Genomic DNA, 25,279 nt, shown 5'->3' with positions numbered 1-25,279 from the left:
TGCGCTTTTTTTATGATTACCAGCCGGCCCTACCGACTGGCTAACTGATGTTGCAGCAATTGCCGCTCTTGCAAGGCACTCTCGGTCAAGCGAAGCGCTAACTCAGTCTGCTTGAGCGCATTTTTGAATTCCACCGTCTCCACATGCAAACGCGTCGCACGTCCCTGCATTTTGGTATAGAGCTCAAGATAACACTGCTGTTGCTGATATGCTTCCTCGAATTGTCCCAAGCTTGCATACAAATCGCCCAGTGCTTTCATCGCACACAAGGAAGTGTAGCAATAGCCTTTGTTGGCGTTTTCTTCAATTGCCCGCTGCAAATCGTGAATTGCTTCCGGATAGCGCTGATGACATTGATGCAAATGCCCGCTGACCCACCAACTGTAAGGCTTGAGCGGACGGTCTTCAAAACTCTCAAGCAAGTCCATCGCAACGGCATTGAGCTGGTCAGCCTTGGATAACTGTCCCTGCATCGCCAAAGTGTACGCGGCCACGGAAAAACAAAATGCCCGACTGGCATTATCGGTATGATGCGCCGCTGAGTCTTCATCGACATAGCTCAGCACCGACAGATACGCTTCTTCATACTTTTCCAAGGCCAATTTACATAAGGCCAGCATGGTGGAGATAAACGGTGCCAACCAGCGTTCATTTGAGTTGACTGCCAGTCTACGCGCCTCTTCCAATAATTCTTCGGCATAGGTCGCATTACCGCTGAGATAAAAAATTTCGCCCAGATTAGCCAGCACTTGCGACACCCGATTCGGGATATTCAGGCGACGCGCTTGTTCTAGCGAGGTATAAAAATGCCGCACTGCTTCTTCGGTAAATCCCAACTCTTGCGAGAGCGTGCCGAGTATATTGAAAATCATCACAGACAAACGATTATCGCGGCTAGACAACAAAGGCAAAATCTTGGAATGACAAAGCGAATAGGCTTGCTCCGACATGCCATGCTTACGCCATACCGCAACCGTACCGAGATTGGCAAACGCGATGCCCTCCTCGTCGCCGACGAGCTCAAACATTGCTGCCGTGCGTTCAAATTCCGGCTCAGCCAAGGCCAATTTTCCCTCAAAAAAATCGGCGAAAGCAAACAATAACTCCGCAAATGTACCCAACACCGGCAAGCGCCGCGCCAAGGCCTGACGTCGCATCGCCGCGGCGATCGCACGCCCCTGCTCGGGTGCATCACGCATCAAATCGAATGCAAGAAAACAACTTTCGCGCCACTCCGTTTCCGACCATTCGTGCTCATTCATACTGACCAGCCCCTCTTAGAAAACATTTGCCCACAATCATCGCCCACGATAAGCCATAATTACTGTTTAATCAATTATTTAACATTCTTTTGCACTACAGACACACCCAAATGAGCAAGGAAGCCCACAATCATGAAAAGTGGTTTATGATGCATTGCAATACGACATAAAACACAGCTTCCCAAGCTCCCCGGAAATATTTACTGAATAGTCACTTTCTTATCAAAGTAGGCTATTCAAACGAGCCGGCTTTCCGTCGTTCTATCAGAAAGATGTCACCATGCTCTACCAATTTCATGAACTCAACCGCGCCATCCTCAACCCACTGACCAAGTGGGCAGAAGCGTCGTCGAAATTATTTACCAATCCGGTCTCACCGCTGGCGCACTCCCCTTATGCACAGCGCATTGCCGCAGGCTATGAACTCATGTTCCGCTTGGGCAAAAATTACCAAAAGCCGGAATTCGGCATTAGCTCGGTCAGCATCGGCGAACAGAACATCGACATTGTACAGACCGAAGTCGTGGTCAAACCCTTCTGCAAACTGCTGCACTTTTCCAAAGTGATCAGCGAGAAGGATGCTGCTAAGCTTAATCAAGCAAAAGTCTTGCTGGTCGCGCCATTATCTGGCCACCATTCGACTTTATTGCGCGATACTGTACGCGGTTTGTTGCCACAGCATGATGTCTACATCACCGATTGGACCGATGCACGCATGGTCGCGGCCTCGGAAGGCCCATTCCATTTACATGACTACATCTACTACGTGCAAGACTTCATTCGCTTGCTCGGCCCGGATGTGCATGTCGTTTCCGTTTGCCAACCAACCGTACCGGTACTGGCAGCCATTGCACTCATGGCCAGCGAAAACGATCCGAAATTGCCAAAAACCATGACCATGATGGGTGGCCCCATCGATCCGCGCAAATCACCGACGCAAGTCAATAATCTGGCCACTGAGAAAAAATTCTCTTGGTTCGAAAATACCGTGATTTACAGCGTACCGGCCAATTACCCCGGCTACGGTCGCAAAGTTTACCCTGGCTTCCTGCAACACACTGGTTTCGTTGCCATGAACCCAGATCGCCATGCGCAAAGCCATTGGGATTATTACCAGCATCTGATCAAAGGCGACGACGAATCGGCCGATCAACATCGCAAATTCTACGATGAATACAATGCCGTGCTCGATATGCCGGCCGAGTACTACCTCGATACCATTAAAACCGTGTTTCAAGACTTTGATCTGCCTAGGGGTACTTGGGAAGTTGAAGGCAAGCTGGTACGTCCGCAAGATATCAAAACCGTTGCCCTGTTGACGGTCGAAGGTGAACTCGACGATATCTCCGGTGCCGGTCAGACGCAAGCCGCCCATGATTTATGTAGCAGCATCCCAGCGAATATGAAACAAGATTTCATCGCGCCAGGCTGTGGCCACTACGGTATTTTCTCCGGCCGACGCTGGCGTGATGTGATTTGCCCACAACTGGCTGATTTCATTCAAAAACACCGTTAAATCGTAGCGCGTACATGCAGCAAAGCCACCATAAAGGTGGCTTTTTTATTTGTTGTTCAGCGTAATTGGGCGGATAATCGCCACTTTGCCGTTACTGCCTCACCGACGTGTCCACTCCACTCATCGCCCAAATCGACGCCCTGCTGCCGCAAACCCAATGTACCAAATGCGGCTACCCGTCTTGCCACGCCTATGCCACTGCCATCGTCACCGATGAGGCCAGCCATAACCAATGCCCACCAGGCGGGCAGCAAGGCGTGGTCAGATTGGCGCATGTGTTGCAGCGACCAATCTTGCCCTTGAACAGCGTGCATGGCAGCGAGCGCCCGCGCAGCCTCGCCGTGATTGAAGAAAAATACTGTATCGGCTGCACCTTGTGCATACAAGCTTGCCCGGTCGACGCCATTATCGGCGCACCCAAGCAAATGCACTTTATCTTGCCCGATCTCTGCACCGGCTGCGATCTTTGCGTCGAGCCTTGCCCGGTCGATTGCATCAGCATGTTGCCAGTTACCGCTACGCGCACCGGCTGGGCGGCCTGGAGCCTGGTACAAGCTGAGCAAGCGCGGCTGCGGTATACTTTGCGGGAACAAAGGCTGCAACGCGAAAAACAAGAAAATGAAGAGCGCTTAGGCCGCAAAGCCAGCGCCAAGTTACACGCACTGGAACAAGAAGCCGACGCATACCCGGAACAAAGGCGAGAGATAGACCGAAAAAAAGCCGTGATTGCCGCCGCGATTGAACGCGCGCGACAGAAAAAAATCGCTGCCGACCAAGCCAAGGAAATACCATGAATGCCGCAAAACGCCGAGAAATTTTCCTGCGCCTGCAAAAACAAAATCCAACGCCGACCACCGAGCTCGAATACAGCAGCCCGTTTGAATTGCTGATCGCCGTACTGCTCTCGGCGCAATCTACCGATGTCGCCGTCAATAAAGCTACTCGGCGACTGTATGCCGTCGCCACTACGCCGCAGAGTATGTATGCGCTTGGCGTCGATGGCTTGATTCCATACATACAAACCATAGGTTTGTTCCGTACCAAAGCAAAAAATGTGATCGAGACCTGCCGCATTTTGCTCACCGAGCATGACAGCGAAGTGCCACGCACACGCGCCGACTTGGAAGCTCTGCCCGGCGTTGGCCGAAAAACTGCCAATGTGGTGATGAACACCGCCTTTGGCGAACCGACCATCGCGGTCGACACCCATATTTTCCGCGTTGGCAACCGTACCGGCATCGCGCCGGGGAAAAACGTCGTCATCGTCGAAGAAAAATTGATGAAGTTCGTCCCCGCTGAATTTCTCCAAGATGCCCACCACTGGCTGATACTACATGGCCGCTACACCTGCACCGCACGCAAACCGAAATGCTGGAATTGCATGATCGCAGATTTGTGCGACTTCAAGAAAAAAACGCCGCTGCCGGAACAAGCCTGAGCGGCTGTGCCGGCAGCCGAACTGACTCAAGCAATCCGGCAAGCCTGATCAAAGCTCAGACGCGGCGCACGCGGATACAATTTGGCGGCATCGCCGTAACCAAGATTACAAATGAAATTGACGGTCACCTGCGAACCGGCGAAAAATGTCGCATTGATTTTTTCCGCATCAAAACCCGACATAGGGCCGCAATCGATCCCCAGCGAGCGGGCCGCCAGCATCAGATAGGCACCTTGCAGCGAAGAATTGCGAAAAGCCGTGGCGGCGATCAAATCCTCATTACCGACAAACCAAGAACGTGCATCACCATGCGGAAACAGCGTCGGCAAATGCTCGTAGAACGCCATATCCATGCCGATGATGGCGGTTACCGCGGCAGTGCGAGTTTTCTCCAGATTCCCCTCAGCCATGCAAGCCAACAGCTTTTCTTTTTCCGCCGGCGAGCGAACAAACACCACGCGTGCCGGAGAAGTGTTGGCCGAGGTCGGCGCCCACTTCATCAAATCATACAACTGATGCAATTGCTCATCGCTGATCGCCTTATCTTGCCAGGCATTGTGCGTGCGCGCCGTCGAGAACAAGGCGTCCAATACAGTGTGATTCAACATGATTCTTCCTTTTTAAACAAGCGCATATCATACCTGCAGTCATCAACAGCGCAGCAATTTCTGTCAAATCCTTTTACAATATGCGGCTACGCGCCCACGTGCGGTGCGCCCTTCACTACTGAGTACCCTCATGTTCAACCCCAGCCAGGCCGATGTCAGACGTTTCTTCTGCGAAACTTACCGCAAACTTCATGCTCAGGAAATTTTGACGCCCTTGGAAGCCATCGCCTCCGATTGGATCCGTGCGCACCCCGAGTACGAGCACAGTCTGCGTGACCTCGATACGGCGCTGGCCAGCGACTATTCGGTCGATGCAGGGCAAAGCAATCCGTTTTTGCACCTGTCCATGCATCTGTCGATTGCCGAACAAATTTCAGTCGATCAACCCCAGGGCGTCAAACCGGCCTTTCTGGCACTGAGCCGCCAGCTCAATTCCGACCATGAGGCGCACCATGTCATCATGGAATGTCTAGGCGAAATGATTTGGACTGCGCAACGTAGCGGCCTGCCACCGGATGGCCAGGCCTACATTGAAGCTTTGCGCAAACGGGTACGCTGAGTAGCAAACCACGTTTCTGGCCCGAAAAAAAACCACGCTTAAGCGTGGTTTCGTTTGAGCATGATGGTCAATTATTTTTGCACCACCAAGCTGCCCGGCAAGCTTTGCAGGTAGGCAGCGATATCTTGCACGTCAGTATGCGACAAGACTTTCGCCTGCGCACCCATGATCGCATTGCTGCGACCGTTAGGCCCTGTGCTACCACGCTGATAAGCGACTAAAGCCTGCACGATGTAATCAGCATGCTGTCCGGCTAATTTCGGATAAGTCGGATCAATCGGCGAATTAAAATCCTTACCATGGCATGATGCGCAATTACTTTTTTCTACCAAGGCTTTACCGGCTGCGATATTCGCACCGGCAAATGCACTCGCCGCCGACAAAGACAAGAGCGCAGCCAACCAGATATTTTTATGCATGTGAGCTCCTGTATTATTTTTGTTGTGAGTAATAGGCGGCCAAATCAGCAATATCCTGATCCGACAAACTGCCTGCCACGCCACGCATCGTCAAATGCTTACGATCGCCCTTACGGTAAGCCTGCAACGCGCTCTCGATGTATTTGGCCGATTGCCCACCGATCATCGGCACCCGATATACTTCGGGGAAGGTCGCTTTATAACCGGGAATAGCATGGCAACCGATGCACATCGCGATTTTCTTATCCGCCGCGTCCTTCGCGTTGCCAACAACTTCGGCTGCCAAGGCAGCCTGAGTGAGACTCGCCAAAGCGAGGAGTGCAAACAGTTTTTTCATATGAGCGAATTGAGTAATAACCAACAGTACGATGAAGACGACACCTTGATATAGATCCTTATTTTATCTGATCAATATCAAATCGGCGTAAAAAACACACATGAATTGCCAAAAATTGCTTTTTGACTAGATTTTTTGTTGCTTACTGATACAAACCAAGCATTCGCAAAATTGCTGCTTGCATTTCAAAATTTCCTCATCGCGCAGCTGCACTGAAATCAGCACGTACGTTCACATTATTCGACATTCTGGCTTATACTCGAGAGCTTATAACGTCTGCAAGCGTGCTTTGCTGCACTTGTGCACCGATCAATTCACTCACGAACGCCCATCGCCATGACGCAGGAAACTACCGCCCTTCGCTTTGAAGGTGCCGACAATTATGTCGCCACCGATGACTTGAAACTCGCAGTCAATGCTGCCTTGAAGCTGCAACGCCCCTTACTGATCAAAGGTGAACCGGGTACCGGCAAAACCATGCTGGCCGAAGAAGTCGCCGCAGCCTTGAATATGCCTTTAATGCAATGGCATATCAAATCCACCACCAAAGCTCAGCAAGGTTTGTACGAATACGATGCCGTCTCGCGCCTGCGCGATTCCCAGCTCGGTGACGCGCGCGTCAAAGATATTCATAATTACATCGTCAAAGGCGTGTTGTGGCAAGCGTTTACCGCCGATGAACCGGTGGTCTTGTTGATCGATGAAATCGACAAAGCCGATATCGAATTCCCGAACGACTTATTACGCGAACTCGATCGCATGGAATTTTACGTCTATGAAACGCGCGAAATGGTACGCGCCAAGCACAGACCGCTGGTGATCATCACCTCGAATAACGAAAAAGAATTGCCGGATGCTTTTCTGCGCCGCTGTTTTTTCCATTACATCAAGTTTCCCGATAAAGAGACGATGCAAAAAATCGTCCACGTGCATTTTCCGCAATTGAAAGCCGACTTGCTGGCACAGGCCTTGCAGACTTTTTACGAAGTACGCGATGTCGCCGGACTCAAGAAAAAGCCATCCACCTCAGAATTCATCGATTGGCTCAAACTCTTGCTGGCAGAAGACATCCCTGCCGAAGCCTTGCGCAGCAAAGACAACAAAGCCATCGTGCCACCCTTGCATGGTGCCTTACTGAAAAATGAACAAGATGTGCACCTGTTCGAACGTTTGATCTTCATGTCACGTACCAATCGCTGACGCCCTGTCGGTGCGACGGGCAAACCGCTTGAATTCAATCCGCGTCGCCCTTGCATCGCCGTGGTCGATCATAATGGTATGGAGCAAATCATTCGGTTTCCCGGCCGCTTATCGGTGCACGGCTGGCGATAAAGATCGGGACTTCCACAGCAAACATCGCGCGAGCAAAGAATTCACTTTTTTTCAAAGCCGATTCTCTTTGCGTCAAGGTATCAAGTAAGCGATTGAATGTATGGATCAGTTGAGCGACTTCATCCTCGCTGCTCACCGGCACGAGCAGCCGCGCAGTTTGATTGCTCGAAATCCTATCGAGCGTGCTGGCATCAGCGGCTGGAATATTTTTCGCTGAACTCAAAATTTCCATGCCCTTCGGCTCAACAACTTAATGGATCGTCGCAAGCGACGATGGAACAGACTCTGGAAGGGGTTTGCATCCCCTCCCATCGCGTCGCTCCTTCGTCGCTCACCGGCCAAAAGAGGCTGTCGCAAAAGGGTATTGAGTCGGTATCATGACCCCAACTGGTGGACACGTCATTCCTGCGCGCTTTTGGCAGGAACCCAGCGGCGTTCGTGGTTAACTGAAAATGCCAGAAATTGTGGCATTTTCAGTGTAAAAAACGACACTGGGTTCCCGCCAAAAGCATGCGGGAATGACGCGGCATGCGGTGTTTCAGGTGTAAAAAACGTCCATCAGGCTTTTGCGACAGCCTCTGAAGGCCGGGGTTTCAAACCCTAGTCAGATTTTTGATGAATCACCGCATAAGCCTGATAACCTTGCAGATACCGATCGATACCGGGATTAATGCCGGCCGCCGGCAAGGCTTCCATATAACGGCTATGCGACAAGCCACGAATCAGGAGACGTTCGCGTGGTGCAATCAGTAAATAGCCACCGCTGCGGCCGTAACGGTTACGGATATAGTCATCGAGAAAATTCGGTGCACGCAGCCCAGTGACCCCGGCCAGCGCGCCGATCACGTTTTTCTGCCTATCATAAACCGGCACCACCAAATGGAATTGAGCCTCATTGCTAAGCGAATCCAGCTGCGGCACACTGACGCCGGCCGAACGCTGCTGCAAGGCTGCCGCGACGGTTGTATTGCTCAAATAATTTTCGCCTACATGGGTTTGCTTGCTGTCCGCCACCACGATACCATCCAGCGTGCAGCAATGCGTAAACATAATAAGACAAGGAGCACATGCACACTAAAAATAGTAGACATGTGCTCAGAGTGATTTTTGCGTGGATAGATCGCCAAGGGCACAATCTCCATGCCATAGGATGATTTCCCCAATGATTCAGGTTCATAGCAAGAAAAAAAACTGACAAATAATTGCACCCAAATATGCTTCATGCAGCACGGCTGTGAGCGAGTATATTAAACAAGCACAGGAGCAATCCACGCTACCCCTGCCTCGACTACCTCATTTTTTTAATTTTTTGTTGGACCTCTTCCCCATCCTGAAGATGGCTGTCGCAAAAGCCTGACGGACGCCTTTTTCCACCGCAAACATACGCCGCGGGGTTCCTGCCAAAAGTTCGCAGGAACGACGTGATGGCCGACTGGACTAATAATGCCGATTGAAAACCCGTTTACGACCTCCTCTGAAGCGCCGCGCTTTCTTCAGATCTGATAAATACCTGAAAACAGGTAGTCCTTATCAAGGTAATCCGGTATTCGTGAGAGCCATTTTTTTCCTTAAGCTGAGGCACTGAGCAAACGAGATGGCTGCGACCAATGGGACAGACGACCCCGATCCAGGAACAGCGCAGTTTCCTGCCTTGTAGCGCCAAATCTGTGCCAGCTATCAATAAACATTCATAGGGGGAGAAATGGAAACACTGCTCAATGCGCCATCAGCCTTGGAACGCGATTTGATGTTCTCGGATGCTGCTTATGCTGAGAAGAACCTGCCCGCTGCCTTACTATCTTTGCCGTCAATGGTTGCTTATGCCGCCAAACAACAGCTGGATAAAGCATTGTGGCAAGAGTCGCTCAGCGCATTGGAATCGCAGATGGTGTTTACTCGTCGCAAGCTTAAAATCGATGAAAAATTATACCTTTATGGCGAGCGGTTTGAACGCTTGTACTTGGTCAGCTCTGGCTTATTCAAATTAATGAATTTGAGTGTCGATGGACGTGAGCAAGCGATCGGCTTGTATTTTAAAGGCGATTGGCTGGGTTTTGACGGCATCTCGGGCGGATGCTATAGCTGTTCCGCCGTTGCACTTGATCGCAGTGAGGTATGGGTCGTCAATTACGAACGTCTGCTGCAAATTGGCATGTCGGAACCGCGGCTGCTGCGTTTATTATTCCGTGCCATGGGCATGCAATTGGGCCAGCATCGCAATTGGATGCTATCGATGGGTACCTTGCCGTCGGATGCGCGGGTATGTGATTTTTTACTGCAATGGGCCAATGCGCTGGCCGAGCGCGGTTTGCGTACTGATCAATTTAATGTGCATTTGAGTCGGGCCGATATTGGTAACTTAAAGTGGCCCCCTAAGTCCAGACAATTATTCAAAGAGTTTAAGATAGTGCCTGTTTCTGCCACAGCTGCGCGGCGCTGCCCCGTTATTCGCACTACATCACTACCGTGCTTTTCTTTTCTAGCTTTTTTGAATCAGGCAGTTCAGTACCAAATTTGTTTACGATCTTGGCACCGCCGCCCACGCCTGAGCCATACACGGTTTCCGGCGTTTGATAACCCAATGATTGATGTTTACGTTCAGCGTTGTAGAACATAAAATAGTTCGCCAAGCCGATCACCAACTCCGGCATACTTTCATGCTTTTTCAAATACACTTCTTCATATTTCACACTGCGCCATAGACGCTCAACAAAAATATTATCCAACGCCCGACCGCGACCGTCCATACTGATTTTGATGCCGTTTCTAAGCAGCAGCCCAGTAAAGGCCTGGCTGGTAAACTGCGCACCCTGATCGGTATTAAAAATCTCCGGCGTTCCATACCATTTTATGGCTTCTTCCAAGCAGTCCACGCAAAACCCCGCATCCATCGTGTTCGACAACCGCCAAGACAGCACCTTCCGGCTATACCAGTCAACGATCGCCACCAGATACACAAAACCCCGCGGCAGCCTGATGAATGTGATGTCTGTACTCCAGACCATATTTGGTCGAGTGACATCGATACCTCTCAGTAAGTACGGGTAAATCTTGTTCTGCGGATGCGCTTTACTGGTGTTGGGGCCTGGGGCCATACCTGCCAATCCCAGTTGCTGCATCAGCCTCTGTACGCGCTTGCGGTTCACTGCATGGCCACAGTCTCGCAAGTAATGCGTCATGCGTCGCGTGCCGTAAAATGGATGTCTGGTGTATTCCTCGTCAAGCAATTGCAACAGCAAACTATCAAACGGATTGATCTCTTCTTGCAAGCGCTTTTTCTTGTCGTACACGACCGAGCGCGTGACTGAAACGAGACGGCATTGTGTGGCGATTGAAAGGGCAGAGAGCGGCTCTACCCACTGCAATCGTTCCGTTACAGGCTGATCCCTGACTTTTTTTTAAGCCAATCGAGTTCCATATTCAGTTGCCCAATTTTGGCATAGAGACGGTCTGGGTCGTTCTGTGTGCTGGCCGGTTTCGGACCGCGCTTACCTTCAAACAGACTGCCTGCATTTTCCAGTAATTCTTTCTTCCACTGGCTAACCTGCGTCGGATGCACCCCGAACTCTTGGGCGATCTGATTGATCGTCTTTTCGCCTTTGATTGCCTCAACTGCTACCTTGGCTTTTTGTGCGCCGCTAAATATTTTTCTCTTATTTTCACTCATGGTCTGCCTCGTCTCTTTTCGACAGACACTAGTTTAAACTGTTGTCCGGATATGTGGATCCACTATAACTACTTGGGCTTGCGACTGGAATCGATTAGCCGCGCCTTGTGCCGCTTGGAACGTGAAGGATTGATTGAATTTAAGGAAAGAGGGCGCCGTGAAATCAGCATTCCGAATCTGGAAGCATTGAGCGAATTTATCAGATGTGCGCGTAAAACCTCGACGTTCAGAGGCTGTCGCGACAGCTCCGACATCTGTAAAATAAGGAGCAAAATGAACGCTGGAAAATGATGTCCAGAGCCGTTGCGCTGTTGAGGGCGCTGTTTTTATGCTGTTATTTAGAACAGCTTCATCAGATTCGCCAGGGCTGTACATGACTACATTTTCATACCTGAAACACCGCACACCTCGTCATTCCCGCATGCCTTTGGCGCGACCCCAGTGTCGTTTTCAGCACTGAAAACACCATCGTTTCTGGCATTTTCAGTTAACCACGAACGCCGTCAGGTTCCCGCCAAAAGCGCGCGGGAATGGCGTGTCTGCCAGTTGGGGTAATGATGCCGACTGAAAACCCTTTTGCGACAGCTTCTGAACGCCGAGGTTTTACGCGCACATCTGAGAATAATTCTTCAGTTCTGGTCTGCCTCAATAAAATACAATAACAATTGACGATGCTCATCGACGCTGCGTAGTTGGGTAAGCGTACGTTGCTCTTGCAGGATGCCGTTGTCGCCGCGGTAGCGCGCAGTGATCGCATATTGCCCGGGAGGCAAAGCAAGATAGAGTAAAGGCCCGGCCATCACTTGCGTCAGCAAATGGACCGGTCGCGCGCCGAGATGCAAAGCCTCCAGCGTGATTTCCACCCCCGCCAAGTACCAGCCGCTCTGGCGTGCTACCGTCACCAGCCTCAGGCTATAGCGGTTCGCTTGTGCCTGTATGGCAGCGCGCTCTTCCGCACCGACACCACCGGTCAGGCACTCAAACGGCATCGCGTCGCAATAAAAATCGATACGAAACAAATCGGCTTGGGCTTGGGCCTGCACCGACCCGCACAAGGCACTGCACAATAATAAAAAACAAATACAAGTTTTTAAATTTCCCATCGTTATATCGCCGGCTCACCTTCATCAGTTTGGTATTTCAAAAAATAGATTTTATGCGAAAGATCAAACTCGCTGCACGCAAAAATCATTATTCGTCAAGCACAGTGTTTGGCCGCGCTTCATGCGCATACCATGCTGTGGCACACGAACCTGAGGGCACACATAGCCTGCGTGTTCGCGATTTTTTCCACTCTGATACTTGTGCGAGGTTTTCATCATGCATCGTTTACCAAATTATGGATCCCCTTTATCGCTGCCTTTCGACAGCTTGCTCAAAACTCTGTTCAACCGAAACTGGCTTGATCTGGAACCACTTGATATCCGTCTTGATGTTGACGAACTTGCCGACCGCTTCGTGGTCTGCGCCGATTTGCCAGGAGTAAACAAGGAGGATATCGATATCCGCGTCTGTGGCAACCAGGTACACATTCACGCTGAGATCAAGGCTGACCAGAACAGCAGCGATGCTGATGGCCGCGCGGTGCGGCGCGAGCGTTGCCACGGCATGTTAACGCGCACGCTCTATCTGAGTCAAGACCTCGACGACACGCGTGCTGAGGCAAGTTTCGATGCAGCTGTCTTGCGTTTGCAATTACCGAAAAAACAAAGCACCGAGCAAAGACGCGTAGATATTCGCTGAAGCAGCATGATTTTTTGGGGCCGGTATGAAGGCGACATTTTCAGAATATTCCTACAGCGTGCTGGCGCTTGAAACCGCTACACTCTGGTTTCAGCGAATTGGTATTTTTATTGGAAAGAATGATTTACTTCCAGCATATCAACTGGCGGCAGCGTATCGTCTACCGGCCGACTGCCGCCAACGACTTGGCCTCATCAGCATCTACGAACGTCTCGACATTCTCGGTGCGCAACTGAGCGTAGCCAGCCAACTTGGCCACGGCACCACGGCTACGCTGACGATCCCGCTCGCCACGGCGAGCCAAACTGGAGCCGCCGCATGAGCCGCACCCGCGTGTTATTAGTCGATGATCACACCATGCTGCGCGAAGCCTTAGGCTTCATGCTCAGCAAAGAAACCGGCTTGGAGGTCGTCGGCGAGTTAGGCGATGGCAGTCGCATCGAAGAAGTCATCACGCAGTTGCAACCTGACGTGGTGGTGATGGATGTCAGCATGCCGAATATGAATGGGATCGATGCCACTCGAAAGATTTTACGTCTGGCACCGCATACCGGTGTGGTAGCACTGTCGGCGTTTGGCTACAAACAATTTATCGTCGAGATGATGAGCGCCGGCGCGCTGGCCTATGTGGTCAAATCGGCTGCCAGCGAACAATTGAGGCGCGCCATCGCCAGCGTGGCGCAAGGCCATGTCTATCTTTGTCCGGAATCGGCGGCCATGATGGTCGCCTTGGCCTGTGCCGACGAATCGAGCTTGCTCAATCACGTCCCGGAAGGACATTTGGGAAAACGTGAGCGTGAAGTACTGCGCCTGATTTGCCAAGGAAAAAGTTCTCCCGAGATCGGTAGTGAGTTACATATTGCCATCAGCACCGTTGAAGTTCACCGCCGCAATATTATGGGTAAACTCGACATCCATTCGGTTGCCGAGTTGACCAAATATGCGATACGCCGTGGTTTGACGCACATATGAAACAGCCGCTGCGGAACCGAGCAGCGGCTGTTTCAGGTAAACCGCAGACGGCCGGCTTATTGCGCCTGCTTGAGCTGCTCGAGTATCGCCGGATTTTCAAGCGTCGAAATATCTTGCGTGATTTCTTCCCCCTTAGCCAGCACGCGCAGTAGACGGCGCATGATCTTACCTGAACGTGTTTTCGGCAAATTATCACCGAAACGAATTTCTTTTGGCTTGGCAATCGGTCCGATTTCTTTGGCTACCCAATTGCGCAATTCCGCCGCAATTTGCTTGGCTTCTTCGCCGATAGGACGGCTACGCTTGAGTACAACAAAGGCACAAATCGCTTCACCGGTGGTATCGTCGGGCCGACCGACCACGGCCGCTTCAGCTACCAATGGATGGGCCACCAGCGCCGATTCGATTTCCATTGTACCCATACGATGACCGGACACGTTAAGCACGTCATCGATACGCCCGGTGATGGTGAAATAAGCGGTATCTTTATTACGGATGGCACCATCGCCGGCCAGATACAAGGTGCCACCATATTCTTCCGGGAAATAACTTTTCTTGAAGCGTTCAGGATCGCCCCAGATTGTTCTGATCATCGCTGGCCATGGCCGCTTGATCACTAAAATACCACCCTGACCGTTCGGTAAATCATGACCGGTTTCATCGACGATGGCTGCCATGATACCCGGCAAAGGCAAGGTACAGGAACCCGGCACCAATGGTGTCGCGCCCGGCAAGGGTGTCATCATATGACCGCCGGTTTCGGTTTGCCAGAAGGTATCGACGATAGGACAGTTATCGCGACCAATATGCTTGTGATACCACATCCAGGCTTCCGGATTGATCGGTTCACCGACTGAGCCCAGCAGGCGCAAGGAAGACAGATCGTAGCGATCGGGATGAATCGCAGCATCGGCATCGGCCGCCTTGATCAGCGAGCGAATTGCCGTTGGTGCCGTGTAGAAAATGCTGACCTGATGCTTTTCTATCATGCTCCAGAACCGGCCGGCGTTGGGGAAAGTCGGAATGCCTTCGAAAATGATTTCGGTCGCGCCGACTGCCAAGGGGCCGTAAGTGATGTAAGTGTGACCAGTGACCCAGCCGATATCGGCGGTACACCAGAAAACATCGGCTGGTTTGATGTCAAAGGTCCACTTCATCGTCAATATCGCCCACAGCAAATAGCCGCCCGATGAATGCTGCACACCTTTCGGTTTGCCGGTCGAACCTGAGGTATAGAGGATGAACAGCGGATGTTCGGCACTGACCCATTCCGGCTCACAGACCGCCGATTGGGTGGCGACCAATTCGTGCATCCACAGATCGCGGCCGGCCGTCATTGTCACGGCACCACCGGTGCGTTGATAAACGATAACATTTCTAACTTTTTCGCAATCGCCAAGGGCCAGCGCTTCATCGACAATGGCTTTGAGCGGCAAATGCTTACCACCGCGAACTTGTTGATCAGCAGTAAGCACGGCCACGGCACCGACGTCGACGATGCGTTCCTGCAGCGATTTCGCGGAAAAACCACCGAACACGACGGAATGGGTGGCACCGATACGGGCGCAAGCTTGCATGGCAATGACGCCTTCCACCGACATCGGCATGTAAATTACCACGCGATCGCCTTTGACGATGCCGAGCGATTTCAAGCCATTGGCAAATTCGCAAACGCGACGGTGCAATTCTTGATAAGTAGTGCGTGTGACTTCGCCGCCATCGGTTTCAAAAATCACCGCAACTTTGTCAGCATTGCCGTTTTGCAGGTTCACGTCGAGACAATTATACGAAACGTTGAGCAAGCCATCTTCGAACCATTTGTAAAACGGTGCCTGACTTTCATCGAGCACGGTTTCAAACGGCTTATGCCAGTGCAAGTTCTCACGTGCCAGCTTGCCCCAGAAACCGGTGTAATCGGCCTCTGCCGCGTTGCACATGGCATGGTAAGCATCCATACCGGAAATTGTCGCCTGTGCGGCAAATGCTGCCGGAGGCGGAAAAACGCGCGATTCGGCTTTTATTTCAGAGTGTGCCGCGGTGAGGTCGGTCATGCTGGTCTCCAACTTGTTATAGTGTAAAAAATTAAGACTGTCGAAACACGATGAGTCCCGTTCTCTGCACATCGTCTACTGACGACAGGCCTCATCGATCGATCTGATGAAATCAGCTTAATCGGACAGACTTACTCTAGGCTTACGCTCGTATCGGCCTTGTGGACGGCATGCCACAAGGCAAATGCAAGCGGAGCAGCCGCAATTTTTCCGCATTTCTCCAGCCCAATTTCAGCATTCTATGCCAATCGTCGGCATGCCAGGCCACACGACATGGTGCTGCAGATGTAAAATACTGGTTTTCAGCATTCGTCGTCGTGATTCATCACGCACCTTATCCATGCCCACCAATCCGACTCCACCAAAACTTTCACCGCTCTCCAACATCATTTTTTTCAGCCGCTGGCTGCAGGTGCCACTGTATTTAGGTCTCATCCTCGCCCAATGTGTGTATGTATTTCACTTCTGGGTCGAGTTGACCGATCTGATCGGCGCCGCGCTCGGCAACGAAGCTGCACTACAGCATATTCTCGATGCGGTCGCGAATGGAAATGTACGCCCAAGCAAACTGACCGAAACCACCATCATGCTGGTTGTGCTGGGCTTGATCGACGTGGTCATGATTTCCAATCTGCTGATCATGGTCATCATTGGTGGCTACGAAACTTTCGTATCCCGACTCGGCTTGGACAATCATCCCGATCAACCGGAATGGCTGTCCCATGTCAATGCCTCTGTGCTGAAGGTCAAACTGGCCATGGCCATCATCGGCATTTCTTCTATCCATCTGCTGAAAACCTTCATCAATGCCGGCAACTATGAACCACATGTCGTACTGGCCCAAACCGGCATCCATATTGCCTTCTTGCTGTCAGCACTGGCGATTGCGTATTGCGATCAGATCATGACCAAGACCCAGTTATTAGCCAATCAGCACTGAGCCCCTTTTTTCATTTCACCAGCCAAGAGCCAAATCATGACAGTCATCAAACGAGACGACCTGATCGAATCCGTAGCAGCAGCGCTGCAATACATCAGCTATTACCACCCGGCCGATTATATCGCCCATCTGGCACGCGCCTATGAGAGTGAGCAAAGCCCGGCGGCGAAAGATGCGATTGCCCAGATTCTCACCAATTCGCGCATGTGTGCTGAGGGCCGTCGTCCGATTTGCCAAGATACCGGCATCGTCAATGTCTTCCTGAAAATCGGCATGGGTGTACGTTTCGAAGGTTTTACCGGCTCCATCACCGACGCCGTCAATGAAGGCGTACGCCAAGCGTATAACAATGCCGACAATAAACTGCGCGCATCGATCGTTGCCGACCCGCTGTTTGATCGTAAAAATACACAAGACAATACCCCGGCCGTGGTGCACATGGAATTAGTTCCAGGCAATACCGTCGATGTCAAAGTAGCGGCCAAGGGTGGTGGCTCTGAAAACAAAAGCAAGTTCGTCATGCTCAACCCATCCGATTCTTTGATCGACTGGGTCATGAAAACCGTGCCGACCATGGGTGCCGGCTGGTGTCCACCGGGCATGCTCGGCATAGGCATAGGCGGCACAGCCGAAAAAGCCATGCTGATGGCGAAAGAATCCTTGATGGATGACATCGACATGTATGAACTCAAACAACGTGGCCCACGCAACAAGACCGAAGAATTACGCATAGAATTGTGCGACAAGGTGAATGCCTTGGGCATCGGTGCCCAAGGCCTGGGTGGTTTGACCACTGTGCTCGACGTCAAGATCAATATGTACCCGACCCACGCGGCTTCGAAACCGGTCGCGATGATTCCAAATTGCGCCGCCACCCGCCACGCACATTTCGTGCTTGATGGTTCCGGCCCGACGTATATTGAACCACCGAAATTATCCGACTGGCCTGATGTGCATTGGCTGCCCGATACAGAAAAATCCCAACGCGTTGATCTCAACAACTTGACCAAGGCTGAAGTGGCGTCATGGAAACCTGGCCAGACTTTGCTGTTGAACGGGAAAATGCTGACCGGTCGCGATGCTGCCCACAAGCGTATTCAAGAAATGCTGGCCAAAGGCGAAAGCTTGCCGGTCGATTTCACCAACCGCGTGATTTACTATGTCGGCCCGGTCGATCCGGTGCGCGATGAAGCGGTCGGCCCAGCCGGCCCAACCACAGCTACCCGCATGGATAAATTCACCGACATGATGCTCGAGCAAACCGGTCTCATTTCCATGATAGGCAAGGCCGAACGCGGCCCAGTTGCGATCGAATCGATCAAGCGCCACCAATCTGCCTATCTGATGGCTGTCGGTGGTGCCGCCTACTTGGTATCGAAAGCGATCAAGTCGGCTACCGTAGTCGGCTTTGCCGATCTCGGCATGGAAGCGATTTACGAATTTGATGTTGTCGACATGCCAGTGACGGTAGCGGTCGATGCCAACGGCACCTCGGTACACAATACCGGCCCGCGCGAATGGCAAGCGAAAATCGGCATCATTGCACTCAATCCAGCCTGATGCAGCAGCAGCCAACGGCGCCGGTAGGCATCTTCGATTCCGGCGTCGGTGGCTTGTCGGTGCTGCAGCATGTGCGCAGCACCCTGCCGTATGAAACGCTGCTGTATGTAGCCGATTCGGCCTTTGCCCCGTATGGCGAAAAAACCGCGGCGCAAATCACTGCGCGCTGCCTGTTGATCGCCGAGTTTTTCCAGCGTCATGCAATCAAAGCCTTGGTCGTGGCATGCAATACTGCCACGGCAGCGGCGATTACCGTGTTACGCCAGCGCTACCCGGACTTAATCATTGTCGGCATCGAACCGGGCTTGAAACCGGCCGCCTTGTTGAGCAAAAATAAACGCGTCGGTGTGCTGGCGACCAGTGCCACCTTACACAGCGAAAAGTTTAAAAATCTGCAACAAGCATTACTTAGCTCCGGCGTCAGCTTCGAACTGCGCGCCGGCGTCGGCCTGGTAGAAATGATCGAGCAAGATCAGCTACATACCGCCACCACCCGCGCCCTGCTGAGCGCGCATCTGGCGCCGCTACTGGCTGCAGGCATCGATACCTTGGTGCTCGGCTGCACCCACTACCCGTTCGCCACTACGCTCATCAATGACATCATAGCCAGTCAGCGCTACCCTGCCCTCAGCTTGGTCGATACCGGTCTGGCAGTCGCCTTACAATTGCAACGATTACTACAACAAACTGGTCTCGCCGCTACCAAGCCCCCCCCGACAGCACCGCTGCGCGCGTATACCAGCGCAGACTGCCAAGCATTCGAGCAAGCCTTGCTACGCTTATTGAAAATCGCTGCCCCTGAGGTTCGTGTTGCGCCGCTGAATTTAGGTATGAGCTAGGAGCACAAGGCGAAAAAAAACACGGCCACGGCCGTGTTTTTTTTCGCCACAAACAATCGTTTATTTCAATTGATCGTTGAGTAATTTCAAGATCTTTTCAGCCACCACAGAACGGTCGACTTTACCGTCGTTATTGAGTACGGTAACGACACTGCTCTCGCCGTTGGCTGCATTTTTGACCGAGACGCGATATTTCTGCGCATTTTTAGACGCTTCGTCGGAATTGCTTGAGAACAGTTTGGAGAAGAAACCATCACCGGCACCCTTGGTTTTGGCTTCGATATCTTGATCGATGTAGCGGACGAAATACAAGCCCTGCGAACGATCGCGATCTTCTACCGTGAAACCGACGCGATCGAGTGCCAAGCCAACGCGACGCCAAGCGCGGTCGAAACCTTCATCGACTTCAACTTGACTGGCGTCAGCCGTTTTGATCAGCTTCGAATGCGGTTTGAGTTCGACCGCTGTCACTGCTGCCGGTGCCAACGGCGATGCGACGCCGTCGCTGGACAAACGCGCCATCAGACGCGCCAAGAATTCTGCTTCCAGCCCTGGATCAGGCGCACGTGGCGTCCAGGCCGAACCGTCTTTGGCCGGGCCGGTCAAGACTTCTTCGGCACCGCGATGGCTGATGTAAATTTCAACTTCGCCGTTTTCACCGCGCTCAAGACGGGTGCGAAATTTATCGCGCTCGCCGGTAGAATACAGCGAATCGAGCACCTTACCCAGAGTATTACGTAACAAATCTTGTGGGATTTTGGCACGATTTTCGGCCCAATCGGTTTCCATTACACCGGTTTGCTGATTTTCAACATTGACCAGGAAACCAAGTTCTTGCCAAAAATCTTTCAGCTGCGGCCACAAGGCTTCCGGCGTTTGCTTGACCACTAACCAGCGCTCGGAACCCGAACGGACGATACGCATGTCATTGACTTTAGTCGGCGCGACCACGGCACTGCTGACACTGACCTTGTTGCCTTTTTCAAGATTGTAGCCCGACGCCGTCGCGCTGCTTTTATTTGCATCAGGCACGGCAAACCGGTTGTCGCGCGCGATTTGCGTCAAATCAGGGGGAACATCCAATGAAATAGAGGTCGCCTTGGCTGCACTTTTGTAATCGATTTTATTGGGCTCTATCAAATTACCAACCGAGCTGCATGCACTCAGTCCCGCGATCGCGAGAACACCGATGATGCCGTTTTTAGCAACAAAGCTTTTTGCCATGTGAAAGTCCCTACCAATTTGTTATCAATGAAAAAACGTGGAGCGGTGCGCCGGCCCGGCCGGCGCATCAAGCTGATACTTATTTTAATATACCTGCTTCGCGCAAAGCTGTGCGTACTGTTGCGTGATATTGCTCAGCCATCGTCACCAAGGGTAAACGCAAGCCTGACGGGATCAAACCCATTTCCTGCAGCGCCCATTTTACCGGCAAAGGATTAGGTTCGATGAACAACTTGCTGTGCAAGGATAAAACAGAATTATTAATAGCAATTGCCTTGGCAGTATCGCCAGCCATCGCCGCGACACACAATTCGTGCATGGCGCGTGGTGCGACATTGGCCGTGACGGAAATATTGCCTTGACCACCGCAGAACATCAAGGCCATAGCCGTGGCATCATCACCGGAATACACGGCAAAACCAGCCGGCACCAGGCTGAGCAATTCGATGCCGCGGGCGATATTGCCGGTGGCATCTTTGACACCAATAATGCCAGGAATTTGCGCCAAGCGAACGATGGTTTCATTCGCCATATCGGCCACGGTACGTCCCGGCACGTTATACAGAATAATCGGCAGGTCGACCGCTTGCGCGATGGCTTTGAAGTGCTGGTACATGCCTTCCTGAGTAGGACGGTTGTAGTAAGGCACAACTTGCAGCGAGGCATCGGCACCCGCTTGTTTGGCGAACTTGGTCAGCGCGATCGCTTCGGCGGTCGAATTACCACCGGAACCGGCGATAATCGGCACGCGCTTGGCGGCATGTTCGACTGCCACACGAATGAGTTCACAATGCTCTTCGACCGACACGGTCGGCGACTCGCCGGTGGTACCGACTATCACGATCCCATCGGTGCCTTCGGCAATATGCCAGTCGATTAATTTACGCAAGCAAGGCAAATCAAGACTGCCATCGGCGTGCATAGGGGTCACAATAGCAACCAGACTACCCTGTATGTTTGTCATGTTAGTGCGTTAAAAAAGTAAAACCTCGATTGTAGCGGATAGACAGCAACTCTGGGGTGCTATTAGCATGCTTAGCACGGCAAACTTGCACTATGAACATAAAGCCGATGGTCGCGCCCCATCCCCGCCCTTGCGCGCGCAAATACGCTGCACCACAGCCGGCTTCGGCGTACTCACGTAACCGTGTTCGTAGGCGATCACCTGCATGGAAGAATCGGCTGCCAGATGTGCCAATAATTCACCCTGATGCAATAAGAAATCAGGATTCGAGGGCTTGCCGAAGGCCGCGTTGCCTATGGCGAAAGTTTGATAAATCAACACTCCGCCCTCCTGCAAGCTATCGAGCAGCAGCGGAAACAAGGGCCGATGTAGATAATTACTGACGACGATGGCAGCAAATTGCTTGGCAGCGAATGGCCAATCCAGCCCACCGGCTTCGAGATCATGCTGCATGGTCCGCGCACCAGCGAGCTGCAACGCTGAGAGCACGGCAACATCGCGATCCAAGGCCAGCACGGCATGACCACGCTCGAGTAAGCAGCGGGTATGCCGTCCACTGCCGCAGGCCAGATCGAGCACCAAGCCAGCCGGCAGCAGCGGTAAGAAGCGCAGCACCCAAGCCGCCGGCGCAGCCACTGTCGGATTGATCAGCAAGACTTCACACGCCCAGCAACATACGTAAGGGTGAGGCCAGCAATTGCAGCAGCAAGTTACTGAGGACCATCAGTGGCGTCATCCAAAATTGCAGCAAGTGCAAAAACATGAAACCAAGCAAGATGAAAAAGCCATACGGCTCGATGCGCGCAAATTGGTAAGCCATTTTGTAGGGCAACAAACTGACGACGATGCGGCCGCCATCGAGCGGCGGGATAGGAAATAAGTTAAACGCCAACAGGGCTAAATTGGTCAAGACGCCGGCTTCGGCCATTTTGTAAAAATACGGCTCACTCAATTGCATCGATTGCAGCACGATGCCGAACAGCAACCAGAAAAATGCCATGACGAAGTTGGCCGCCGGGCCGGCCAAAGCAACCCACGCCATGTCGCGTTTAGGATTTTTCAGATGCCCGAAATTGACCGGCACTGGCTTGGCATAACCGACCAAAAAAGCCCCGCCGCTGGCCAAGTACAAGACTACCGGAACAACAATGGTGCCGATAGGATCGATATGCACGAGCGGGTTGAGACTGAGTCGCCCTTGACTTTGTGCGGTCGTATCGCCGAAATGTTTGGCCGCATAGCCGTGCGCAGCCTCGTGCAAGGTAATGGCAAAAATCACCGGCAAGGCATAGACCAGCACTGTCTGGATTAAATCATTCATGGAGATTTTCTAAAAAAAGTCAATTGCAGGGCTGTGTGCTCTGCGTGCGCCTCATCATATGCCAAATACTGCCACGTCGCCGCTTCCTTGACGTAACAATTGCGGCGTCTCGCCACTCAGATCGACCACCGTGGTTGGCACCAGACTGCAGGCTCCGCCGTCGATGATGAGTTCTATGCGCTTTTCCAACTCGGCGCGAATCAGCTCGGCATCGGTCAAGGGCTCGTCTTGATCCGGCAAGATCAGTGTGGTGGCCAATAAGGGTTGCCCTAATTCTGCCAGTAAAGCCTGAGTAATGAGGTTTTGCGGCACGCGCAAGCCTATCGTTTTGCGCGAGGGATGACTCAAGCGGCGCGGCACTTCCTTGGTCGCTTCCAGAATCATGGTGTAGGGTCCCGGCGTGGCGGCCTTGAGCAAGCGATACTGGCGATTATCAACCTTGGCATACAAGGCAATCTCGGATAAGTCGCGGCACAATAAAGTCAGGTGATGCTTATCATCAACTCCGCGAATCTTTCGCATACGCATCACGGCATCTTTATCGTCGAGGTGGCACACCAGCGCGTAGCAAGAATCGGTGGGGACGGCGACAATGCCGCCGGAACCAATGATTTGCACCGCTTGTTTGATCAAACGCAGTTGCGGATTCTCAGGATGGATTTGAAAGAATTGGCTCATAAAATGAATCAAGGCGACAGCCAGAGCCGCCGCCTGAGGGTGAAAAAACAGGATTATTTCAAATTTTGCAATGCAGCGATACGTTGCTCCATCGGTGGATGCGAAGAAAACAAGGCGCTCCAACCCGGTTTATCACTGATACCGGCGGCAGCCATCGATTTTGGCAATTCGCCCGGTGCCATACCACCCAAGCGCGCGAGCGCATGGATCATCGGCAAGCGGTTACCAAGCAAGCGCGCCGAACCGGCATCGGCGCGGAATTCGCGCTGGCGCGAAAACCAGGCAACGATCATCGAGGCGGCGATACCGAACACGATTTCACAGACAAACACGGTGATCATGTAACCAATGCCAGGGCGATCACTGTCATTGTTGCGGAAAAAAGTTTTATCGACCAAGTAGCCAACTACGCGAGCTAAAAATACCACGAAAGTATTGACTACGCCTTGTATCAAAGTCATCGTCACCATGTCACCGTTAGCAATATGGGCGATTTCATGGCCGAGTACGGCTTCCACTTCTTCCTTGGTCATGCTCTCAAGCAAACCCGTCGAAACGGCAACCAAGGCGGAATTTTTAAAGGCACCGGTGGCAAAGGCATTGGCCTCACCATCGTAGACCGCAACTTCGGGCATTTGTATACCGGCGCGTTCAGACAAGTTGCGCACGGTATTGACTAGCCACAATTCCGTTGAGGAGCTCGGCGCGCTGATTACGCGTGCGCCAGTCGACCATTTCGCCATAGGCTTACTGATCAACAAAGAGAAGAAGGCACCGGTAAAGCCAACCACCAGCGAGAACGCCAGCAGCGTTCCCAATTGCAAACCATTGGCGGTCAAAAAGCGGTTCACGCCCAATACGGACAAGACCACCGACATCACCACCATCACAGCCAGATTGGTCAGTAGAAATAAGACGATACGTTTCATGCGATTTCTCCGGTTGGGGAAAATAAATAGACTGGCATGAAGATATGGGCGGTCAAGCTGATTTCAAGCGGAGAACCAATCTTGCCATACTGGTTTGGATAATTTAGGCATGGCCGGCAAGCGCCCGATATCGACTTCGGCGTCATCCGGCGAATGAAAGTCTGAACCGCGCGACACCAGAAAGCCATATTGATTGGCAATCCGGGTATATTCTTCGTATTGATCGACGCTATGACTGCCAGTCACGGTTTCTATGGCACTGCCACCGAGTGCGCGGAATTCACGGAAAAAGCAATCGCGCGCGACCTCGCTCAAATCATAGCGACCAGGATGCGCCACCACGGCAACGCCGCCGGCACCCTGTATCCAACTGAGGGCGTCACTGAGGCTGGCCCAGCGGTGCGGCACATAACCAGGCTTACCTTCACTTAAATATTTTTTAAAGACTTCGGAAACCGAAGCACAGGCACCGATCTCGGTCAGGTAACGGGCGAAATGCGAACGTGAGATCAAGTCGGGGTTGCCAACGTATTTCAGCGCACCTTCGTATACGCCATCGATGCCGGCGCGCGCCGCCAAATCGGCGGCCATTTCGCGCGCCCGTTGTTCGCGGCCGGAACGGGTGCGTAACAAGCCCTGCAACAGGGCCGGATTGGTTTCATCGATACCGAGGCCGACAATATGAATCGTGCTCGCGGCCCAAGTAATGGAAATTTCCACCCCCGCCACAAACCCCATACCCAGCTCAGCAGCCGCAGCGCGCGCGGCAGCGACACCGCTGACTTCATCATGATCGGTCAAGGCCCACACCGCGACACCGTTGGCGGCAGCGCGGGCCGCTAAGGCAGCCGGCGTCAAGACGCCATCGGAAATAGTGGAATGACTGTGAAAATCGACATTAAGAGCGAGAGCAGACATAG

Annotated in this window: 28 protein-coding genes and 1 pseudogene; 13 read left to right on the top strand and 16 right to left on the bottom strand. The window is 52.4% G+C overall.

Annotation, left to right across the window (positions count from 1 at the left end):
• Positions 1-29 precede the first annotated feature (29 nt).
• Positions 30-1,262 (bottom strand): tetratricopeptide repeat protein, encoded by a 1,233-nt coding sequence (locus RHM61_RS15790; protein ID WP_322248249.1) that lies wholly within the window; start codon positions 1,260-1,262, stop codon positions 30-32.
• A 280-nt stretch (positions 1,263-1,542) separates the two neighbouring features.
• On the opposite strand from RHM61_RS15790, the gene RHM61_RS15785 reads away from it, so the two are divergent.
• From RHM61_RS15785 to nth, 3 genes are all read left to right on the top strand, one after another.
• Complete coding sequence (locus tag RHM61_RS15785; protein WP_322248248.1) at positions 1,543-2,778, top strand: polyhydroxyalkanoate depolymerase; 1,236 nt, start codon at positions 1,543-1,545, stop codon at positions 2,776-2,778.
• 107 nt (positions 2,779-2,885) lie between these two features.
• Entirely contained in the window at positions 2,886-3,572 is a 687-nt protein-coding gene (rsxB, locus tag RHM61_RS15780) for an electron transport complex subunit RsxB (RefSeq protein ID WP_322248247.1), read from the top strand.
• A complete protein-coding gene (nth, locus tag RHM61_RS15775) occupies positions 3,569-4,216 on the top strand; it encodes an endonuclease III (protein ID WP_322248246.1) in 648 nt (215 codons plus the stop codon). The genes rsxB and nth overlap by 4 nt, the downstream gene beginning before the upstream one ends.
• Before the next feature lie 26 nt (positions 4,217-4,242).
• Here nth and RHM61_RS15770 read toward each other — a convergent pair whose 3' ends face one another.
• Complete coding sequence (locus RHM61_RS15770) at positions 4,243-4,827, bottom strand: malonic semialdehyde reductase (RefSeq protein WP_322251113.1); 585 nt, start codon at positions 4,825-4,827, stop codon at positions 4,243-4,245.
• Positions 4,828-4,954: 127 nt separating this feature from the next.
• Here RHM61_RS15770 and RHM61_RS15765 point away from each other — a divergent pair, with 127 nt between their 5' ends.
• Complete coding sequence (locus tag RHM61_RS15765; RefSeq protein WP_322248245.1) at positions 4,955-5,383, top strand: DUF1841 family protein; 429 nt, start codon at positions 4,955-4,957, stop codon at positions 5,381-5,383.
• 71 nt (positions 5,384-5,454) lie between these two features.
• On the opposite strand, the gene RHM61_RS15760 is transcribed toward RHM61_RS15765, so the two are convergent.
• Positions 5,455-5,802, bottom strand: a complete 348-nt coding sequence (locus RHM61_RS15760; RefSeq protein WP_322248244.1) for a cytochrome c — start codon at positions 5,800-5,802, stop codon at positions 5,455-5,457.
• Between the two features lie 13 nt (positions 5,803-5,815).
• A complete protein-coding gene (locus RHM61_RS15755; protein WP_322248243.1) occupies positions 5,816-6,139 on the bottom strand; it encodes a cytochrome c in 324 nt (107 codons plus the stop codon).
• A 336-nt stretch (positions 6,140-6,475) separates the two neighbouring features.
• Here RHM61_RS15755 and RHM61_RS15750 point away from each other — a divergent pair, with 336 nt between their 5' ends.
• Positions 6,476-7,339 (top strand): MoxR family ATPase, encoded by an 864-nt coding sequence (locus RHM61_RS15750; RefSeq protein WP_322248242.1) that lies wholly within the window; start codon positions 6,476-6,478, stop codon positions 7,337-7,339.
• Positions 7,340-7,427: 88 nt separating this feature from the next.
• Here the strand turns inward: RHM61_RS15750 and RHM61_RS15745 are convergent, their stop codons facing one another.
• Positions 7,428-7,703 carry a HAMP domain-containing protein gene (locus tag RHM61_RS15745; RefSeq protein ID WP_322248241.1) on the bottom strand — a complete coding sequence of 92 codons (276 nt, stop codon included), beginning with the start codon at positions 7,701-7,703 and terminating at the stop codon, positions 7,428-7,430.
• A 368-nt stretch (positions 7,704-8,071) separates the two neighbouring features.
• The gene (locus tag RHM61_RS15740) at positions 8,072-8,446 is read right to left on the bottom strand and encodes a hypothetical protein (protein ID WP_322248240.1); all 375 of its coding nucleotides are present in this window, start codon (positions 8,444-8,446) and stop codon (positions 8,072-8,074) included.
• Between the two features lie 727 nt (positions 8,447-9,173).
• On the opposite strand from RHM61_RS15740, the pseudogene RHM61_RS15735 reads away from it, so the two are divergent.
• A pseudogene (locus RHM61_RS15735) lies at positions 9,174-9,560 on the top strand (cyclic nucleotide-binding domain-containing protein); the annotation flags it as partial.
• Positions 9,561-9,924: 364 nt separating this feature from the next.
• Here the strand turns inward: RHM61_RS15735 and RHM61_RS15730 are convergent.
• A protein-coding gene (locus RHM61_RS15730) for an IS3 family transposase (RefSeq protein WP_322247785.1) occupies positions 9,925-11,138 on the bottom strand; the annotation gives its coding sequence in 2 pieces (ribosomal slippage) (positions 9,925-10,862 and positions 10,862-11,138; 1,215 coding nt in all).
• Between RHM61_RS15730 and RHM61_RS15725 the strand changes: the two genes are divergently transcribed.
• Positions 11,025-11,429, top strand: a complete 405-nt coding sequence (locus tag RHM61_RS15725; protein ID WP_322248239.1) for a helix-turn-helix domain-containing protein — start codon at positions 11,025-11,027, stop codon at positions 11,427-11,429. The two genes, RHM61_RS15730 and RHM61_RS15725, sit on opposite strands and share 114 nt — an antisense overlap.
• Before the next feature lie 338 nt (positions 11,430-11,767).
• Here RHM61_RS15725 and RHM61_RS15720 read toward each other — a convergent pair whose 3' ends face one another.
• Positions 11,768-12,241, bottom strand: a complete 474-nt coding sequence (locus RHM61_RS15720) for a hypothetical protein (RefSeq protein ID WP_322248238.1) — start codon at positions 12,239-12,241, stop codon at positions 11,768-11,770.
• A gap of 217 nt (positions 12,242-12,458) precedes the next feature.
• Between RHM61_RS15720 and RHM61_RS15715 the strand changes: the two genes are divergently transcribed.
• From RHM61_RS15715 to RHM61_RS15705, 3 genes are read left to right on the top strand one after another with little or no spacing between them, the layout of a single operon-like run.
• Positions 12,459-12,881, top strand: a complete 423-nt coding sequence (locus tag RHM61_RS15715) for an Hsp20/alpha crystallin family protein (RefSeq protein ID WP_322248237.1) — start codon at positions 12,459-12,461, stop codon at positions 12,879-12,881.
• Positions 12,882-12,906: 25 nt separating this feature from the next.
• A complete protein-coding gene (locus tag RHM61_RS15710) occupies positions 12,907-13,203 on the top strand; it encodes a hypothetical protein (protein WP_322248236.1) in 297 nt (98 codons plus the stop codon).
• Positions 13,200-13,853, top strand: coding sequence for a response regulator transcription factor (locus RHM61_RS15705; RefSeq protein ID WP_322248235.1), 654 nt, complete (start codon positions 13,200-13,202; stop codon positions 13,851-13,853). The genes RHM61_RS15710 and RHM61_RS15705 overlap by 4 nt, the downstream gene beginning before the upstream one ends.
• 56 nt (positions 13,854-13,909) lie before the next feature.
• Here the strand turns inward: RHM61_RS15705 and acs are convergent, their stop codons facing one another.
• Positions 13,910-15,904, bottom strand: coding sequence for an acetate--CoA ligase (gene acs / locus RHM61_RS15700; protein WP_322248234.1), 1,995 nt, complete (start codon positions 15,902-15,904; stop codon positions 13,910-13,912).
• 340 nt (positions 15,905-16,244) lie between these two features.
• Between acs and RHM61_RS15695 the strand changes: the two genes are divergently transcribed.
• From RHM61_RS15695 to murI, 3 genes are read left to right on the top strand one after another with little or no spacing between them, the layout of a single operon-like run.
• Positions 16,245-16,844: a YqhA family protein gene (locus RHM61_RS15695; RefSeq protein WP_322248233.1), complete on the top strand. Its 600-nt coding sequence runs from the start codon at positions 16,245-16,247 to the stop codon at positions 16,842-16,844.
• A 36-nt stretch (positions 16,845-16,880) separates the two neighbouring features.
• Positions 16,881-18,404: a fumarate hydratase gene (locus tag RHM61_RS15690; protein WP_322248232.1), complete on the top strand. Its 1,524-nt coding sequence runs from the start codon at positions 16,881-16,883 to the stop codon at positions 18,402-18,404.
• Complete coding sequence (gene murI, locus RHM61_RS15685; protein WP_322248231.1) at positions 18,404-19,243, top strand: glutamate racemase; 840 nt, start codon at positions 18,404-18,406, stop codon at positions 19,241-19,243. The genes RHM61_RS15690 and murI overlap by 1 nt, the downstream gene beginning before the upstream one ends.
• A 60-nt stretch (positions 19,244-19,303) precedes the next feature.
• Here the strand turns inward: murI and bamC are convergent, their stop codons facing one another.
• The 7 genes from bamC to RHM61_RS15650 form a co-directional block, all read right to left on the bottom strand.
• Positions 19,304-20,467 (bottom strand): outer membrane protein assembly factor BamC, encoded by a 1,164-nt coding sequence (bamC, locus tag RHM61_RS15680; protein WP_322248230.1) that lies wholly within the window; start codon positions 20,465-20,467, stop codon positions 19,304-19,306.
• Between the two features lie 79 nt (positions 20,468-20,546).
• The gene (gene dapA / locus RHM61_RS15675; RefSeq protein WP_322248229.1) at positions 20,547-21,431 is read right to left on the bottom strand and encodes a 4-hydroxy-tetrahydrodipicolinate synthase; all 885 of its coding nucleotides are present in this window, start codon (positions 21,429-21,431) and stop codon (positions 20,547-20,549) included.
• A gap of 90 nt (positions 21,432-21,521) precedes the next feature.
• Complete coding sequence (locus tag RHM61_RS15670) at positions 21,522-22,085, bottom strand: methyltransferase domain-containing protein (protein ID WP_322248228.1); 564 nt, start codon at positions 22,083-22,085, stop codon at positions 21,522-21,524.
• Between the two features lie 4 nt (positions 22,086-22,089).
• Positions 22,090-22,752 carry a site-2 protease family protein gene (locus RHM61_RS15665; protein ID WP_322248227.1) on the bottom strand — a complete coding sequence of 221 codons (663 nt, stop codon included), beginning with the start codon at positions 22,750-22,752 and terminating at the stop codon, positions 22,090-22,092.
• A 54-nt stretch (positions 22,753-22,806) separates the two neighbouring features.
• Complete coding sequence (locus RHM61_RS15660) at positions 22,807-23,430, bottom strand: L-threonylcarbamoyladenylate synthase (RefSeq protein WP_322248226.1); 624 nt, start codon at positions 23,428-23,430, stop codon at positions 22,807-22,809.
• 53 nt (positions 23,431-23,483) lie between these two features.
• Positions 23,484-24,359 (bottom strand): protease HtpX, encoded by an 876-nt coding sequence (gene htpX, locus RHM61_RS15655; RefSeq protein ID WP_322248225.1) that lies wholly within the window; start codon positions 24,357-24,359, stop codon positions 23,484-23,486.
• A 63-nt stretch (positions 24,360-24,422) separates the two neighbouring features.
• Positions 24,423-25,277, bottom strand: a complete 855-nt coding sequence (locus RHM61_RS15650; RefSeq protein WP_322248224.1) for a 3',5'-nucleoside bisphosphate phosphatase — start codon at positions 25,275-25,277, stop codon at positions 24,423-24,425.
• Positions 25,278-25,279 lie beyond the last annotated feature (2 nt).

Source organism: Undibacterium sp. CCC3.4, assembly GCF_034347425.1.
Lineage (GTDB): Bacteria > Pseudomonadota > Gammaproteobacteria > Burkholderiales > Burkholderiaceae_D > Undibacterium.
This window is presented reverse-complemented; position numbering and strand designations above follow the sequence as displayed.

Bases quoted from the DNA above. Each gene is read 5' to 3' on its own strand.
- dapA (WP_322248229.1), bottom strand. From the start codon at position 21,431: ATGACAAACATACAGGGTAGTCTGGTTGCTATTGTGACCCCTATGCAC.
- RHM61_RS15705 (WP_322248235.1), top strand. From the start codon at position 13,200: ATGAGCCGCACCCGCGTGTTATTAGTCGATGATCACACCATGCTGCGC.
- RHM61_RS15725 (WP_322248239.1), top strand. From the start codon at position 11,025: ATGCACCCCGAACTCTTGGGCGATCTGATTGATCGTCTTTTCGCCTTT.
- bamC (WP_322248230.1), bottom strand. From the start codon at position 20,467: ATGGCAAAAAGCTTTGTTGCTAAAAACGGCATCATCGGTGTTCTCGCG.
- htpX (WP_322248225.1), bottom strand. From the start codon at position 24,359: ATGAAACGTATCGTCTTATTTCTACTGACCAATCTGGCTGTGATGGTG.
- RHM61_RS15660 (WP_322248226.1), bottom strand. From the start codon at position 23,430: ATGAGCCAATTCTTTCAAATCCATCCTGAGAATCCGCAACTGCGTTTG.
- RHM61_RS15750 (WP_322248242.1), top strand. From the start codon at position 6,476: ATGACGCAGGAAACTACCGCCCTTCGCTTTGAAGGTGCCGACAATTAT.
- RHM61_RS15710 (WP_322248236.1), top strand. From the start codon at position 12,907: ATGAAGGCGACATTTTCAGAATATTCCTACAGCGTGCTGGCGCTTGAA.
- RHM61_RS15650 (WP_322248224.1), bottom strand. From the start codon at position 25,277: ATGTCTGCTCTCGCTCTTAATGTCGATTTTCACAGTCATTCCACTATT.
- RHM61_RS15695 (WP_322248233.1), top strand. From the start codon at position 16,245: ATGCCCACCAATCCGACTCCACCAAAACTTTCACCGCTCTCCAACATC.
- RHM61_RS15790 (WP_322248249.1), bottom strand. From the start codon at position 1,262: ATGAATGAGCACGAATGGTCGGAAACGGAGTGGCGCGAAAGTTGTTTT.
- RHM61_RS15755 (WP_322248243.1), bottom strand. From the start codon at position 6,139: ATGAAAAAACTGTTTGCACTCCTCGCTTTGGCGAGTCTCACTCAGGCT.
- RHM61_RS15690 (WP_322248232.1), top strand. From the start codon at position 16,881: ATGACAGTCATCAAACGAGACGACCTGATCGAATCCGTAGCAGCAGCG.
- RHM61_RS15715 (WP_322248237.1), top strand. From the start codon at position 12,459: ATGCATCGTTTACCAAATTATGGATCCCCTTTATCGCTGCCTTTCGAC.
- RHM61_RS15745 (WP_322248241.1), bottom strand. From the start codon at position 7,703: ATGGAAATTTTGAGTTCAGCGAAAAATATTCCAGCCGCTGATGCCAGC.
- murI (WP_322248231.1), top strand. From the start codon at position 18,404: ATGCAGCAGCAGCCAACGGCGCCGGTAGGCATCTTCGATTCCGGCGTC.
- RHM61_RS15720 (WP_322248238.1), bottom strand. From the start codon at position 12,241: ATGGGAAATTTAAAAACTTGTATTTGTTTTTTATTATTGTGCAGTGCC.
- nth (WP_322248246.1), top strand. From the start codon at position 3,569: ATGAATGCCGCAAAACGCCGAGAAATTTTCCTGCGCCTGCAAAAACAA.
- RHM61_RS15760 (WP_322248244.1), bottom strand. From the start codon at position 5,802: ATGCATAAAAATATCTGGTTGGCTGCGCTCTTGTCTTTGTCGGCGGCG.
- RHM61_RS15765 (WP_322248245.1), top strand. From the start codon at position 4,955: ATGTTCAACCCCAGCCAGGCCGATGTCAGACGTTTCTTCTGCGAAACT.
- acs (WP_322248234.1), bottom strand. From the start codon at position 15,904: ATGACCGACCTCACCGCGGCACACTCTGAAATAAAAGCCGAATCGCGC.
- RHM61_RS15665 (WP_322248227.1), bottom strand. From the start codon at position 22,752: ATGAATGATTTAATCCAGACAGTGCTGGTCTATGCCTTGCCGGTGATT.
- RHM61_RS15785 (WP_322248248.1), top strand. From the start codon at position 1,543: ATGCTCTACCAATTTCATGAACTCAACCGCGCCATCCTCAACCCACTG.